This window comes from Nocardia sp. NPDC102475 (genome assembly GCF_055584605.1).
On sequence record NZ_JBVJLS010000002.1, the window covers coordinates 494,976 to 508,616 of the forward strand.

Below are 13,641 nucleotides of genomic sequence, written 5' to 3' on the forward strand. Positions count from 1 at the left end.
TTGTCCATGCACGGAGCACCGCCCATCGAGGACCTGTTGCGTGAACTCGCGCCACAGGTCCTCGGCACGTTGGTACGCCGATTCGGCGATTTCGACACCGCCGAGGACGCGCTGCAGGAGGCGATGCTCGCGGCGGCGGCCCAATGGCCCGCCGATGGACTCCCGGATAATCCGCGAGCGTGGCTGATCCAGGTCGCGCAGCGGCGGATGACCGATGTGGTGCGCGCCGATATGGCCCGGCGACGCAGGGAGACAACGGTTTTCGAGCGCGATGTGCCCGATGCCGAGGCCGTCGATCATGACGATACGCTCGCCATGTTCTTCCTCTGCTGCCATCCGGCACTGTCGTCCGCGAGTGCCATCGCGCTGACATTGCGTGCGGTCGGCGGCCTCGGCACGGCGGAGATCGCCAATGCCTTCCTGCTGCCGGAAGCGACCATGGCGCAACGGATTACGCGTGCCAAGAAGAAGCTGGCCACCCTCGACCGCCCGTTCGCCCGGCCAGGTGACGCGCAATGGCACGAGCGGCTCGGCGCGGTGCTGCACGTGCTGTACCTGATCTTCAACGAGGGGCACACCAGCACCGCGGGACCCGACCTACAGCGGACCGACCTCTCGAACGAGGCGATCCGCCTGACCAGGTCGATCCATCGGCTGCTCCCCGACGACACCGAGGTCACCGGACTGCTCGCGCTCATGTTGCTCACCGACTCCCGGCGCGCCGCCCGCACCGGGGCGCACGGCGAATTGATTCCGCTCGCCGAACAGAACCGCGCGCTGTGGGATCGCACGTTGATCTCCGAGGGCATCACGTTGACCACCAGCACACTCGCCTCTGGTCTCACCGGTCCCTACCAGATCCAGGCCGTGATCGCCGTGCTGCACGCCGAGGCGCTGCGTGCCGAGGACACTGACTGGCGTCGAATCCTGGCCCTGTACAACATAATCGAGCGCATCTCGAAGAACCCGATGGTCACCCTCAACCGCGCCGTCGCGACCGCCATGGTGCACGGCCCCGCCGCCGGTCTCGAACTCGCCGACACCCTCGAAGACCAGCTGGCGGGCAATCACCGCCTCGACGCCGTCCGCGGTCACCTACACGAAATGGCAGGCGATTTCGCCGCGTCCATCACCTGCTACACCTCCGCCGCCAACCACACCACCAGCACCCCCGAACGCGACTATCTGACCCTGCGCGCCGCCCACCTCCGCCACCACCCCTGACCCCCGCCGGACACTCCCGAAGCCAGTCGGTTGTGATCGTTCATTTTCCACGTAACCCGAATGCATTCGCCGTCCCTCGGCCGTCCTTGGGCACCGAGGCGGTCGGCCTGCTGCCCTATCGGACAAACTCTGGCCTCGCAGTAGCGGTTCCAGCTCTACGTACGCGACGCAAGCGATGCTTGCGCGGTGCTATGGCCGACAACTCTGGATGGGGCTGCATCTGGGTCGAAGGTGGCCCGAGCGCACGCAGATGCCGCTCGGGCACAGCAATTGATTGCCCTGCACCGTCGTAGGAGTTGGTGTGTTTGAAATCGCCTTGCTCGGATCCCTTTGTTTCATCTGCTATCTCATGCTTTGCGGATTAGTGGTTGTTCGCACTGGGAGCGCTGCGGGCTTACGTGACGTTGCGTTCGCCGTCCACGGTCTGCGTAGGAGTTTGCCTATGGGCCAGTAAAGAGGCCGCGGGTCGAGCACTAACTGCTCGACCGCGGCCTCACCGGCCGATGAGTGGATCTTGGTCGACACAAAACGGGATAGAAAAGCAGAATCCCAACGTTGGCGGGGCCTTAGTGGAGCTCCTCAGGGGACACGAACACCAATCCCCCAGGTCAGACCTGGGAAAGGTCCCAACCTACGCCAGGGTTACATGATGTAGAACAGCGAAAGGCTCTCGCTTGCTGACCGATCGCTGATGCCGAACGGACCCGAGTCTCAACGCCTACATCGACCGGGGGCCTCCAGACCGGCACAGTGACGTGGTTGCGAATCAGCCGTAGCGTGGTGTACATGAGTGCGGATCTTGGGGACCGACTTAAGTCAACGCGGAAGCGGCGCGGGTTGAGTCAGCGCGAATTGGCAAGCAACTCCGGCGTTTCACTGTCGTTGATTCGGAAGCTCGAGCAGGGCGACCGGGCAAGTGTCCGCTTGGAGACATTGCGAAAGCTCGCCATCGCGCTCCGGACGCGCACGTCGACGCTTCAGGCTGGACACGCCGACGCCGAGTATGCCGACGCCGAAACGTCGGATGTCTGGGAGCCTGTACGTCGGGCGCTCGCCGGTCTGGACGCGAACGACACAATCGACGAGCAGCCGACGAACGCGGGCGTACACGCGGCGTACGAGGCACTGATGCCGATGATCGACGAGCACCGATACGGAGAGATCTCGGCAATGCTCCCCGCACTGCTGCGCGATGCCGACGCTCTCACCGATCACGAAGGCCGCGCGATACGCGCCCGCCTGCTCAGTATGACCGGCTGGATGCTGACCCAGAATCGGCAATTCGATATTGCGGCAATGACATTGGACCAGGCCATCGATACCGCGCCTGAGCGCGGGATAGCGGTTGGCGCGGTGAATGTTCTGGTTTGGTCCGCCCTCCGTCAAGGCAGGCTCGACATCGCCCGCGAGTTGGCAGTGAAATGGGCCGACGACATCGAGCCGCGGTTCTCGCGCGCGACGGTTTCACAGCTCGCGCTGTGGGGTCGGCTGTGGCTGTACGTCGCAAACGTTGGTGTACGCGACAACTCACCCGGCGAGACAGAGGATGCGCTGAGTTTGGCGCGGGCGGCCGCAGACCGGATCGGCCGCGAGGTGCTGTATGACCCGAATCCGAACAGGTTGTTCGGGCCGGTGACGGTCGCGCAGATCACCGGCGAATGCGCAGTAATCGCCGAACAGCCGAGCAAGACGCTCGCCATCGCGGAAAGCCTTCCGACAGCGGTACTCTCGCCGACCGCGGCCGGTCGTCTGCGGCACCGGCTCGACGTTGCCAACGCGCACACCCAGTTGCGCCAGCACGGCGAAGCCACTCATACATTGCAGCAGCTGCGCACGGCAGCACCGGAATGGCTTGCGCAGCAGCGTTATGCACGTGACATCCTCGGAACGATCGTCCATCAGCGTCGCACCCTCACCGATGAAATGCGCAAGCTTGCCGAGCTTGTCCGCCTCGAGTACTGAACTCGCTGCTGATCACATGCTTTCGTGTCACTTTCGGTGAACTGATTCCGGAAGTGACACAGACACTTCCCCACCCACGGCGCGAGGCTTGCTATAGCCCCGACGCCGGGTGATGACCGAAACCCATATCCCTTATCCGGCATCCCGACCGCGATGTGCGTTCCGTGGTCGGTGGCCTTGAAGCCCTCGGCGTCGGGTGCTCATCAATGACGAGCTGGAGGGCAAAGGTATGGGGGCAAACAACGAATACGCCGAACTCTCGGCGCTGAGCAAATGGTCTAATTCGACACTGCCGCAACGCGATCCCTTCATCGGCCCGCCCGGTATCTATTCCGGCGCACCGGGTGATTTGGTCGCGCTGTTCGCGGACGCGGTCCGCGAGTGGGCAGATCCGTCTACGGCGGAAGAGCCGCACCGGCGATGGGGTGTCAAGTCCTCCAGTGAGCATGCATCACCCGAGGGGTTACGTCATGGCGCTCAGTGAGCCGAAAGCGAAGCTCTGCCCCCGTTGCACCTGCGAGGATACCGAGCCGGACACCGGCATATGCCGCTACTGCACCGCCGCTATCGACCGCGCGGGCGATGCCCTGCTTCTTGCGATGCGCGATGCCAACGCCAGAACCGATCGCCCGGCGGGCTGGTTGCAGCACGACGACGGATCCTGGGCGCCGGTTGACGACCACGGATTCATCGGCCAGACATTCGCATTCGCATTACATGACCACCCCGGTTTCGACGAACACGCAGTGATCACCGTCGAGCCGATCGCGATCGACGACATGGAGGTCGACTAGCCGTGTCGACGACTGGACTTGTATGCGCAACCGTCGCAGGGGTTGTGACGCTGGGCATCGTGGTCTTCTACGTACTGCCCTACCTCATCGACCGCCCAGTGCACGTCGACGGGCAACGTGCCAGCACCGAAATACTCGCTCGCATCGCTCGCGACCAATGCCACCGTGCACCGGACCATCCGTACAGCGTCGATGAAGCGCGCCGCGTATTCCGTGCGCGCATCAACTGCGACGCCGACTCATGCGGGGCGAAACATGAAGCGTTCTGGACCCTGTTCGAGGCGGGGGTGCTACGACCCGGCTCATATGTCGAGCGGTAGGCCAGCACATCGCCGCCTCAGTGCGACTCGATCCGTCCCCGGATGTTGAGGTGGCCGAGTACACAGTCGGTGAGTTCGCCGCCGCAATCGCATACGTGACGTTGGTCGCGGCTGTGTGGCCGGGGACGGTTCTGATCTCTCCCGTGGAGCGCGAGAGTTGTTGATAACGGAGATTGTGATGAGAAACCTGATCAGGGTGGTTCTGCTCGCCGCGTTCGGTATCGGCTCGACACTCGTCGTGGAAGTTGGTGGTGCGTCGGCCGCTGACAACATCGTGTGTTTCCCCCATGCGATCGAGCCGTACAAGACCGACCACAATTCGATCGCGCCGATAACATTCGGGTTCAAGGTGCACTGCACTGGGCGGCCGACTCTGCGGAGCGTCCCCACCAAGCTGTGGCGCTACGACCCGTCCGACGGCAAGCACTACATGCACAGCGAACGCAACGACACCTCCACCGAGCCGGATCTGGAAACGCTGTACTCGGCGTCATGCAGCAACGCCGGAATGCTGTACCGGTTCCACACGGAGGTGGTCGTGAACGCTTTCCACGGCAACTGGGATCGAGGCGAAGACGACTCCACTACTATCGCCGCCATCTGCTGACACCGACGGAAGGGCATAGCCGATGGACAGCCTCAATCATCCGGCGGTCACCGTGGCCATTGATGCCCTGACGGACGCTGACCGGGACCTGCTCCCGGTCAGCGTTCTCATCCGGGAAGACCTCGTCGCCGTCGTCATCGACGGCGGCCGTGGCCGCTACATCGTGTTCGTCCACCCCGACGCCGACAGCTGGGAGACGCACGGGATCACCTTTGGTGCGCCACGGCCGGAAGGGCCGCGCGAGGATCACACCGGCGCGTATCAGCCGTTGCAGCGGTACGGAACCCGCTTCCGCTCCGAATCAGCCGACCGCGACGGCACAGGCTGGTTCGCGGTGATCGGACGCGCCGCCCACGATGCGGAATCGGTGTGGGTCGTGTCCACCCTCGAGGAACGCATCGCACCGATCGGGCCCGACGGATTAGCGTTCGCCGTAGTGCGCGCCATCGGTAGCGAGAAACCACAAGTCAGCGTGAACACCCGCGACGGACGGCAGGTCCTGGCCGGGCCACTCGTGGCCTGACCGAGAACCCGACGCGGTCCCCTTCCGGGCGGGCGACGGCAGGCGGCAGACTGCTTGATGTGGCAGGCAAATTCAGTGCTGGGATTCTGTTGTTCCGCCAGGGCTCCGGCGATGTCGAGGTGCTGATCGGGCATATGGGTGGGCCGTTCTGGGCGCGTAAAGATGCGGGGGCCTGGTCGATTCCGAAGGGTGAGTACGAACCGGAATACGAGAGCGCCGAGGTGGCCGCGGCGCGTGAGTTTCTCGAGGAACTCGGGTTGCCGGTGCCCGAGGGCGAGCGGGTGCCGTTGGGCGAGGTTCGCTACGGCAGTGGCAAATCCGCCAAGAACCTCACCGTCTGGGCTGTCGAGGGCGATCTGAACCCAGCCGCCGTTGTCCCCGGCACCTTCGAAATGGAATGGCCGCCCAAATCCGGCCGCCTGGCCACCTTCCCGGAAATCGACCGCGCCGAATGGTTCGACCTCGCCACCGCCCGCGAAAAGCTCGGCACCGGCCAACGCCCCTACCTCGACCGCTTAGCAGAACGCCTCACCTGAACGGCACACAAAGATTGCCCGCTCTCGAGGCGGGGTGCCCGGCACCTCATGCAGGAATCGGGCACCACGCGCAAGGAGGTCTCGGGTGGCTGGTGAGGTCGATGTCATCCCACTCGACCGACGATCGCGCAAGCTGCCGCAAAGCTCCCCGACGGTCACCGCAGGCGAGCCCCACGACGCCTCGCGTCAGCGGGGAGCGCCAGTCCAGGTCTGCCCGGTGATGAGTTCGTATGCCTCCATGTACTTCTGCCGAGTGGCATCGACGATCTCGGCGGGGATCTCCGGGCCCGGGTACTCCATGTTCCAGCCTGTGGAGGTGGACCAGTCGCGGACGAACTGTTTGTCGAACGAGCGCTGGGGGCGGCCGGGTTCCCATTCGGCGCCAGGCCAGAAGCGGGAGGAGTCGGAGGTCAGTACTTCGTCACCGAGGGTGAGAATGTCGCCGTCCCAACCGAATTCGACCTTGGTGTCGGCGACTATGACGCCGCGCACGGCGGCGTGCGCGGCACCCCGGGTATAGATCCGGAGAGTCAGGTCACGCAGTTGCTCGGCGACCTCGCGGCCCTCCTGATTCACCACATCCGCGAAGGTGATGGGCTCGTCGTGGCCCTCGGAGGCCTTACTGGTCGGGGTGAAGATCGGCTCCGGCAGTATGTCGCCATCGCGCAGACCGGGCGGCAGCGCGACGCCGGAAACGGTCCCGGTGCGCTGGTATTCCTTCAGCCCCGACCCGGTCAGATAGCCGCGCGCGATGCATTCGACCTGCACCATCTTCAGCGGCTTGACCCGAATGCCGCGACCGGCGAATTCCGCGGGCACATCGGTCGCGGAGACCACATGGTTGGGCACATCGGTGAAGTATTCGAACCACCAGTTGGACAGCTGGGTCAGCAGCGCGCCCTTTTCCGGGATCGGCGTCGGCAGCACCACGTCGTAGACCGATACCCGGTCCGACGCCACCAGCAGCAGGGTGTCGCCGTCCTCGTAGAGGTCGCGCACCTTTCCGGCGTGGATGTGCTTCACGTCGCAGCTCCGATCCTGGTCGATAGGGTTCAGGGGAAAAAGTCCCGCGCGGGCAACCTTACCGAGGTGGCATTGTGGTGAGTGCTGTGCCCGCCGGGGGGCCGCCCATGCATGTTCTTCGAACCACGAAGGAGTCCAATGTCCGCACCGAACCTGACTCGCGACCAGGCGATCGAACGTGCCTCGACAGTGCAGGTCGAGAACTATCGCATCGAGCTCGACCTGACCGACGGGACGGGGCAGCCGGGCGAGCAGACCTTCTTCTCCCGCAGCACGGTCACTTTCACCGCGACCGCGGGCGCGAGCACGTTCATCGATATCGTCGCCCGTGGAGTCCGCTCCGCCGTGCTCAACGGCACACCGATCGACGTCGCCGATTACGACGAAGCCAAGGGCATCACCCTCACCGGTCTGGCCGAGCGCAACGAACTCGTCGTCGAGGCCGACTGCGAATACTCCAATACCGGTGAGGGCCTGCACCGCTTCGTCGATCCCACCGATGACGCGGTCTACCTGTACTCGCAATTCGAAACCGCCGATGCCAAGCGCATGTTCGCCTGCTTCGATCAGCCGGATCTCAAGGCCAGCTTCGATATCAGCGTCACCGCCGCGCCGAGCTGGAAGGTCATCTCCAACGCCGCCGCGGTCGATACACTCATCGCCGATCCCGGCAAGCACCTGTTCCGCACCACCCCCCGGATGAGCACCTATCTGGTCGCACTCATCGCGGGCCCGTACGCGGAATGGACCGACGCCTACACCGACGATCACGGCACCATCCCGCTCGGCATCTACTGCCGCTCCTCGCTCGCCGAACATATGGACGCCGAGCGCCTCTTCACCGAGACCAAGCAGGGATTCGGCTTCTACCACGACAACTTCGGTGTGCCGTACGCCTTCGGCAAGTACGACCAGCTGTTCGTCCCGGAGTTCAATGCGGGCGCGATGGAGAACGCCGGTGCCGTGACGTTCCTGGAGGACTACGTCTTCCGGTCCAAGGTGACCCGCGCTTCCTACGAGCGCCGCGCCGAGACCGTACTGCACGAGATGGCGCATATGTGGTTCGGCGATCTGGTCACCATGAAGTGGTGGGACGACCTGTGGTTGAACGAATCGTTCGCGACCTTCGCCTCGGTGCTGTGCCAGTCCGAGGCGACCGAATACACAAGTGCCTGGACCACTTTCGCCAATGTGGAGAAGTCCTGGGCCTACCGCCAGGACCAGCTGCCCTCCACCCATCCCATTGCCGCGGACATCCCGGACCTGCACGCGGTGGAGGTCAACTTCGACGGAATCACCTATGCCAAGGGCGCTTCCGTGCTCAAGCAGCTCGTCGCTTATGTCGGTCTGGAGCCGTTCCTCGCGGGTCTGCGCGCGTACTTCACCGAACACGCCTACGGCAATGCCACTTTCGACGATCTGCTGTCGGCGCTGGAGCAGTCCTCGGGCCGTGATCTGTCCGGCTGGGGCGCGCAGTGGCTCAAGACCACCGGCTTGAATATCCTGCGGCCGGACTTCGAGGTCGACGCCGAGGGCAAGTTCAGCTCGTTCGCCGTGGTGCAGGAGGGTGCGGCACCCGGTGCGGGCGAACGTCGCGTCCACCGCCTCGCCGTCGGCGTCTACGACGACCAGGACGGAAAGCTGGTGCGCACCAAGCGCGTCGAGCTCGATCTCGATTCCGCCGAGCGCACCGACGTCCCCGAGTTGGTCGGCGTGCCACGCGGCAAGTTCGTGCTGGTCAACGACGACGACCTCACCTACTGCTCGGTGCGCCTGGATGCCGATTCGCTCGACGTGCTGGTCAACCGCATCGCCGATATCGCCGAACCGCTCCCCCGCACGCTGGCCTGGTCGGCCGCCTGGGAGATGACCAGGCAGGCCGAATTCCGGGCCCGCGATTTCGTCGCCCTGGTCCAGCGCGGCATCGGCGCCGAATCCGAAATCGGTGTGGTGCAACGACTCCTGATGCAGGCCAACACCGCGATCGGCAGCTACGCGGATCCGGAATGGGCCGCCACCACCGGCTGGCCCGAATACGCCAACCGGCTGCTGGAGCTCGCTCGCGAGGCCGAGGCGGGTTCGGACCACCAACTCGCCTTCGTCAACGCACTCACCGGCGCCAAGCTGTCGGACTGGCACACCGAGGTGCTGGGTGAACTGCTCGACGGCGATCCGGCGAAGGTCGGTCTCCCGGGTCTGATCGTCGACACCGATCTGCGCTGGCGGCTGGTCACCGCTCTCGCCGCCGCCGGTGAGATCGACGCTCGAGGGCTCGCCGCCCCCACGATCGATACGGAGTTGTCCAACGATCCGACCGCGGCGGGTAAGCGGCACGCCGCGGCCGCGGCGACGGCCCGTCCGATCGCCGAGGTGAAGGAGCAGGCCTGGACGACGGTGATGTCCGACGATTCGGTCCCGAATATCACCGCCCGCTCGATCGTCGGCGGCTTCGCGCCCAACGGCCAGGGTGAGCTGCTGACGCCCTACGTGGAGCGCTATTTCGCCGAGGTTCCCGGCGTCTGGGAACGCCGCTCCAGCGAGGTCGCGCAGACCGTGGTCATCGGGCTCTATCCGGCGTGGGCGATCAGCGAGGAAGCCGTCGCGACGGCGGACAAGTTCCTCGCCGATGACCATCCGCCTGCGCTGCGCCGCCTGGTGATCGAGGGCAAGGCGGGCATCGAACGCGCACTGCGCGCCCGCGCCTTCGACGCCCAGGACTGAAACACTCAGCGCTGAAACACAAACGGCGCGTTCACCTCAACCGAGGTGAACGCGCCGGATGTGGAACGATCAGCGACCGATGGCGGCGGCCATCACGCGAACCGCGGAGACCAGGCCGTCGATGAGCTGGCCCTGCCGGAACGAACTCAGTGCGGCGGTGACGCCGAGCTGGCAGACGCGGTCATTGGCGCGATCGGCGACCTCGTGGCCGGAGCGCACCTCGATGGCCTTGTCATTGGGCGAAACCGCGATGAGCACCGAACGCGCGGCCTCGGGGGTCGCGGGGAAGACCGCGTCCGCACCGGCGGCCGGATCCGCACCGAGATCGCCGATGTAGATGTTGAAGCGCACCTTGGTCGCGCGGGTCGCCTCGGTGAGCACGTTGTCGATGGTGAGCCGCTCTTCATCGCTGAACGGGGCTTCCTTGAACACCGCGCCGGCCTCGTGCACACCCGAGACGCGGCCGCTGCTGGTGACCACCGAACCGTGCGGCAGTTCGGATTCGACTACCGCGGGCCAATTAGAACTTGCCACTTGCCCGGCCTCCGATCAGCTCCACGTCGGTGGATTCGATTGCCGCATGGTGCCCATGCGACGACTCAGCGTGGTGACTCGATCCGGTCACCTCGTCGGTAGCACTCCACAGCACGGGAGGCTGGGTCCACTTCTGACCGAGATCGAAGTGGACCGGCTTCTCGCCGGGCAGTGGCTTGCCGAGAAACGACAATCCGGCGATCGCGCCGTAGATCACCAGCGGGATGCCGAGGAAGATCAGCACTGTCTCGAGAATGCTCACGGAACAAAGGTAGACGATCCTCTGTAGTAGTTCGCGCTCTGGTCGAACTCGTGTTGTCCGGTCATACCAGCCAGGCGGCGGCATTTGCGGGCAACTGTCCGTTCACCGGTGGGGCGCTGACGAGCAGTACATCGCCCGGCGGCAGGGAGATCGGCACCGGGGATGCGTTCAGCACGCAGACCAGTCCACCCGGTCGCCGGAAGGCCAGGCAACCCGACGGACTGCCGTACCACTCGATCCGCGGGCCCGCGAATTCCGGTCGGACACCGCGTAATTCGATCGCCAAGCGGTACAACGACAGCGTGGAGCCAAGCGCCTCCAACTGCGCCTCGACCGACGACGACGCCCATTCCGGCGGTATCGGCAGCCAGGACTGCTCGGCCGTGGTGAAGCCGAACGGCGGCGTCGCGCCCTCCCACGGAATCGGCACCCGGCAGCCGTCGCGTCCGCGCTCGGTATGTCCGGAGCGTTCCCAGACCGGATCCTGCAGCACCGCCTCGGGCAGATCGTCCACATTCGGCAGCCCGAGTTCGGCGCCGTTGTAGATGAAGACAGCACCGGGCAGCGCCAACTCCACCATGATCATCGCGCGCGCCCGCGCCACCCCGACCGGACCGCCGCCGTAGCGGGTGACCTCGCGCTCGATGTCGTGGTTGGACAGGGTCCAGGTCGGCGAGGCGCCCACCGGCGCGACGGCCGCGAGTGAGTTGTCGATGGCGGCCCGCACCGGATCGGCGGCGAATTCGGTCTCGGCTAGACGGAAATTGAAGGCCAGATGCAGTTCGTCCGGCCGGACGTACTCGCCGAACCGGGTGTTGTCGTCGACCCATATCTCGCCGATGGAGACCGCGTTCGGATACTCGTCGAGCACCTTGCGGATGCGGCGGTGGATCTCGTGCACATTGGGATTGTTGAAGCGTGGATCGCTGTCGTCGTGCACGAGCATCTTGGTATCGACGCGCGCCATATCGGGCAGTCCATCCGGTTTGGCCATGCCGTGCGCGACATCGAGGCGGAAGCCGTCGACGCCGCGGTCGAGCCAGAACCGCAGCGTCTGCTCGAAATCGGCGGCGACCTCGGGATTCTGCCAGTTCAGATCGGGTTGCTCGCGCGCGAAGATGTGCAGGTACCACTGGCCGGGGGTGCCGTCGGCCTCGTTGATCCGGGTCCAGGCGGGTCCGCCGAAGATGCTCGGCCAGTTGTTCGGCGGCGTGGCGCCGTCGGGTCCGCGGCCGTCGCGGAAGATGTAGCGCTCGCGTTCATGGCTGCCGGGCGCGGCGGCCAGTGCCGCGGCGAACCACGGATGTTGATCACTGGTGTGGTTCGGCACCAGGTCCATGGTGACCCTGAGATTGCGGTCGTGCGCCTCGGCGATCAACTCGTCCATCGCCGCCATACCGCCGAACAGCGTGTCGATATCTCGCGGATCGGCGACGTCGTAGCCGCCGTCGGCCATCGGCGATCGCATCACCGGACAGATCCAGAGCGCGTCCACCCCGAGTAGTTCGAGGTAGCCGAGCTTCTCGCGAACTCCACCGAGATCGCCGATCCCGTCACCGTCGGAGTCCGCGAAGGATCTCGGGTAGACCTGGTAGAACACGGCCGACCGCCACCAAGGTTGGGCGGTGCTATCCACCGACGCCGGCACGGCAGGTGTATCAGTCACATCCGCAATAGTGCCAAAGATTTTCGGTAAATTCGCCCAGGCTCAACTGTGTTCTGCGACATCCGGCAAATTGTCAGCGTTGCATAACCCGAGCCGAAACCCCGGCGCTGACCCGGGAACTCGACGAAACGATCTCACCAAGCCGCATTCATCAGCGAATTTGCCGCCATCTCCAAATAGTCGAGCAATGCCTTGCGATGTTCATCGTCCAGTATTTCCGGTTCGATTTCCGCCACGCCGATGCGCATGCAGCGCAGCCACGCGTCGCGCTCCACCGGGCCGATTTCGAACGGCATATGCCGCATCCGCAGCCGCGGGTGCCCACGTTCGTCGGAGTAGGTGCGCGGCCCGCCCCAGTACTGCTCCAGGAACATACGCAGGCGGCGCTCGGCGGGTCCGAGGTCCTGCTCCGGATACAGCGGGCGCAGCACCTCATCGGTCGCCACCTCGCGATAGAACGCCGCGACGATCCGCTGGAACGTCTCCGCCCCACCGATCGCCTCGTAGAACGACGTGGCTGTCTGCTCGCCGGAACTCATCAGGTCCTCTCGATCGGGGCAATGTGCCGCCGTCCATTGTGCCCGCGTTACGAACGGGCGGCCCTTCAACCACAGTTCATCCGACATTGTGCGAAATCACCGTGCAATAGGAGGCGTTCCATGGTCAACTGGGTGGCAGTCTCTGCCGAGATACCACATGATCTTGATTACGAAGAAACCGGGGTCACCATGAAGCAGCGGCACGGCCGATCACATGAGGCCAGGACGCACCGACAACTCCAGCCCGCCGACGTCCACAATCGTGGGTCGGGGGCTACTCCGCTGCACATCTTGTCCGACCACCATCCGGGTGCCCATCGCACCGGTGAGCCTGCTCACCACATTCCACACCTCACTCCCGTCCAGAACGATGCCGCCAGCTGGTTGAAGCGCCGGGTGCTGCTTCTGAATGCCACCTACGAGCCGCTCACCGCACTGTCTGCGCGCCGCGCCGTCGTACTCCTCATCTGCGATAAAGCCGACACCGTCCACCACGGCCCCGAGGGTTCGGTGGTGCATTCCGCCGAATCCGCCGTCACGATTCCCTCCGTCATTCGGCTGCGCAGCTATGTGCACGTGCCCTATCGCGCGCGCGTCCCGATGACCCGTGCCGCCCTCATGCATCGCGACCGCTACCGCTGCGGCTATTGCGGCGGGAAGGCGGAGACCATCGACCATGTCATCCCGCGCAGCCGCGGCGGTGAACATTCCTGGGAGAATTGCGTCGCCAGTTGCGCGCCGTGCAACCATCGCAAGGCCGACAAGCTGCTCAGCGAGCTGGGGTGGACGTTGCGTTCGCCACTGGTTTCGCCGAAGGGGCCGCATTGGCGGCTGTTGTCCACGACCGCCGATCTGGATCCGGTGTGGTTGCAGTATTTGGGCGAGGGCGCCGCCTGAGCTCGCAGGCACAGGTGATCGTGCATGATCTCG

15 protein-coding genes are annotated in these 13,641 nt (G+C 65.0%); 10 read left to right on the forward strand and 5 right to left on the reverse strand.

What is annotated here, in order from left to right:
* Nucleotides 1–6: 6 nt before the first annotated feature.
* From ACZ60G_RS05480 to ACZ60G_RS05515, 8 genes are all read left to right on the forward strand, one after another.
* The gene (locus ACZ60G_RS05480; RefSeq protein WP_465807524.1) at nt 7–1,224 is read left to right on the forward strand and encodes an RNA polymerase sigma factor; all 1,218 of its coding nucleotides are present in this window, start codon (nt 7–9) and stop codon (nt 1,222–1,224) included.
* Nucleotides 1,225–2,010: 786 nt separating this feature from the next.
* Nucleotides 2,011–3,186 carry a helix-turn-helix domain-containing protein gene (locus tag ACZ60G_RS05485; RefSeq protein ID WP_465807526.1) on the forward strand — a complete coding sequence of 392 codons (1,176 nt, stop codon included), beginning with the start codon at nt 2,011–2,013 and terminating at the stop codon, nt 3,184–3,186.
* A 196-nt stretch (nt 3,187–3,382) separates the two neighbouring features.
* Entirely contained in the window at nt 3,383–3,670 is a 288-nt protein-coding gene (locus ACZ60G_RS05490; RefSeq protein WP_465807528.1) for a hypothetical protein, read from the forward strand.
* Nucleotides 3,657–3,980 (forward strand): hypothetical protein, encoded by a 324-nt coding sequence (locus ACZ60G_RS05495; RefSeq protein ID WP_465807530.1) that lies wholly within the window; start codon nt 3,657–3,659, stop codon nt 3,978–3,980. Before ACZ60G_RS05490 ends, ACZ60G_RS05495 begins: the two co-directional genes overlap by 14 nt.
* A gap of 44 nt (nt 3,981–4,024) precedes the next feature.
* On the forward strand, nt 4,025–4,300 hold the full coding sequence (locus ACZ60G_RS05500) for a hypothetical protein (protein ID WP_465807532.1): 276 nt from the start codon (nt 4,025–4,027) through the stop codon (nt 4,298–4,300).
* A gap of 178 nt (nt 4,301–4,478) precedes the next feature.
* The gene (locus tag ACZ60G_RS05505) at nt 4,479–4,907 is read left to right on the forward strand and encodes a hypothetical protein (RefSeq protein WP_465807533.1); all 429 of its coding nucleotides are present in this window, start codon (nt 4,479–4,481) and stop codon (nt 4,905–4,907) included.
* A gap of 22 nt (nt 4,908–4,929) precedes the next feature.
* Complete coding sequence (locus ACZ60G_RS05510) at nt 4,930–5,430, forward strand: hypothetical protein (protein ID WP_465807535.1); 501 nt, start codon at nt 4,930–4,932, stop codon at nt 5,428–5,430.
* A gap of 59 nt (nt 5,431–5,489) precedes the next feature.
* Nucleotides 5,490–5,966 (forward strand): NUDIX hydrolase, encoded by a 477-nt coding sequence (locus tag ACZ60G_RS05515; protein WP_465807537.1) that lies wholly within the window; start codon nt 5,490–5,492, stop codon nt 5,964–5,966.
* Nucleotides 5,967–6,152: 186 nt separating this feature from the next.
* On the opposite strand, the gene ACZ60G_RS05520 is transcribed toward ACZ60G_RS05515, so the two are convergent.
* Nucleotides 6,153–6,989: a phosphoribosylaminoimidazolesuccinocarboxamide synthase gene (locus tag ACZ60G_RS05520; protein ID WP_465807539.1), complete on the reverse strand. Its 837-nt coding sequence runs from the start codon at nt 6,987–6,989 to the stop codon at nt 6,153–6,155.
* Between the two features lie 138 nt (nt 6,990–7,127).
* Between ACZ60G_RS05520 and pepN the strand changes: the two genes are divergently transcribed.
* Complete coding sequence (gene pepN, locus ACZ60G_RS05525) at nt 7,128–9,710, forward strand: aminopeptidase N (protein WP_465807540.1); 2,583 nt, start codon at nt 7,128–7,130, stop codon at nt 9,708–9,710.
* Nucleotides 9,711–9,779: 69 nt separating this feature from the next.
* On the opposite strand, the gene ACZ60G_RS05530 is transcribed toward pepN, so the two are convergent.
* The 4 genes from ACZ60G_RS05530 to ACZ60G_RS05545 all read right to left on the reverse strand — a co-directional run bounded on the left by ACZ60G_RS05530 (nt 9,780) and on the right by ACZ60G_RS05545 (nt 12,711).
* The gene (locus ACZ60G_RS05530) at nt 9,780–10,244 is read right to left on the reverse strand and encodes a DUF5130 domain-containing protein (protein WP_465807542.1); all 465 of its coding nucleotides are present in this window, start codon (nt 10,242–10,244) and stop codon (nt 9,780–9,782) included.
* Nucleotides 10,231–10,506: an aa3-type cytochrome oxidase subunit CtaJ gene (gene ctaJ / locus ACZ60G_RS05535; protein WP_465807544.1), complete on the reverse strand. Its 276-nt coding sequence runs from the start codon at nt 10,504–10,506 to the stop codon at nt 10,231–10,233. The genes ACZ60G_RS05530 and ctaJ overlap by 14 nt, the downstream gene beginning before the upstream one ends.
* A gap of 61 nt (nt 10,507–10,567) precedes the next feature.
* Nucleotides 10,568–12,172 carry a glycoside hydrolase family 13 protein gene (locus ACZ60G_RS05540; RefSeq protein ID WP_465807546.1) on the reverse strand — a complete coding sequence of 535 codons (1,605 nt, stop codon included), beginning with the start codon at nt 12,170–12,172 and terminating at the stop codon, nt 10,568–10,570.
* 134 nt (nt 12,173–12,306) lie between these two features.
* Nucleotides 12,307–12,711 carry a globin gene (locus ACZ60G_RS05545; RefSeq protein WP_465807635.1) on the reverse strand — a complete coding sequence of 135 codons (405 nt, stop codon included), beginning with the start codon at nt 12,709–12,711 and terminating at the stop codon, nt 12,307–12,309.
* A 189-nt stretch (nt 12,712–12,900) separates the two neighbouring features.
* Between ACZ60G_RS05545 and ACZ60G_RS05550 the strand changes: the two genes are divergently transcribed.
* Nucleotides 12,901–13,608 carry an HNH endonuclease gene (locus ACZ60G_RS05550; RefSeq protein ID WP_465807636.1) on the forward strand — a complete coding sequence of 236 codons (708 nt, stop codon included), beginning with the start codon at nt 12,901–12,903 and terminating at the stop codon, nt 13,606–13,608.
* Nucleotides 13,609–13,641: the final 33 nt, after the last annotated feature.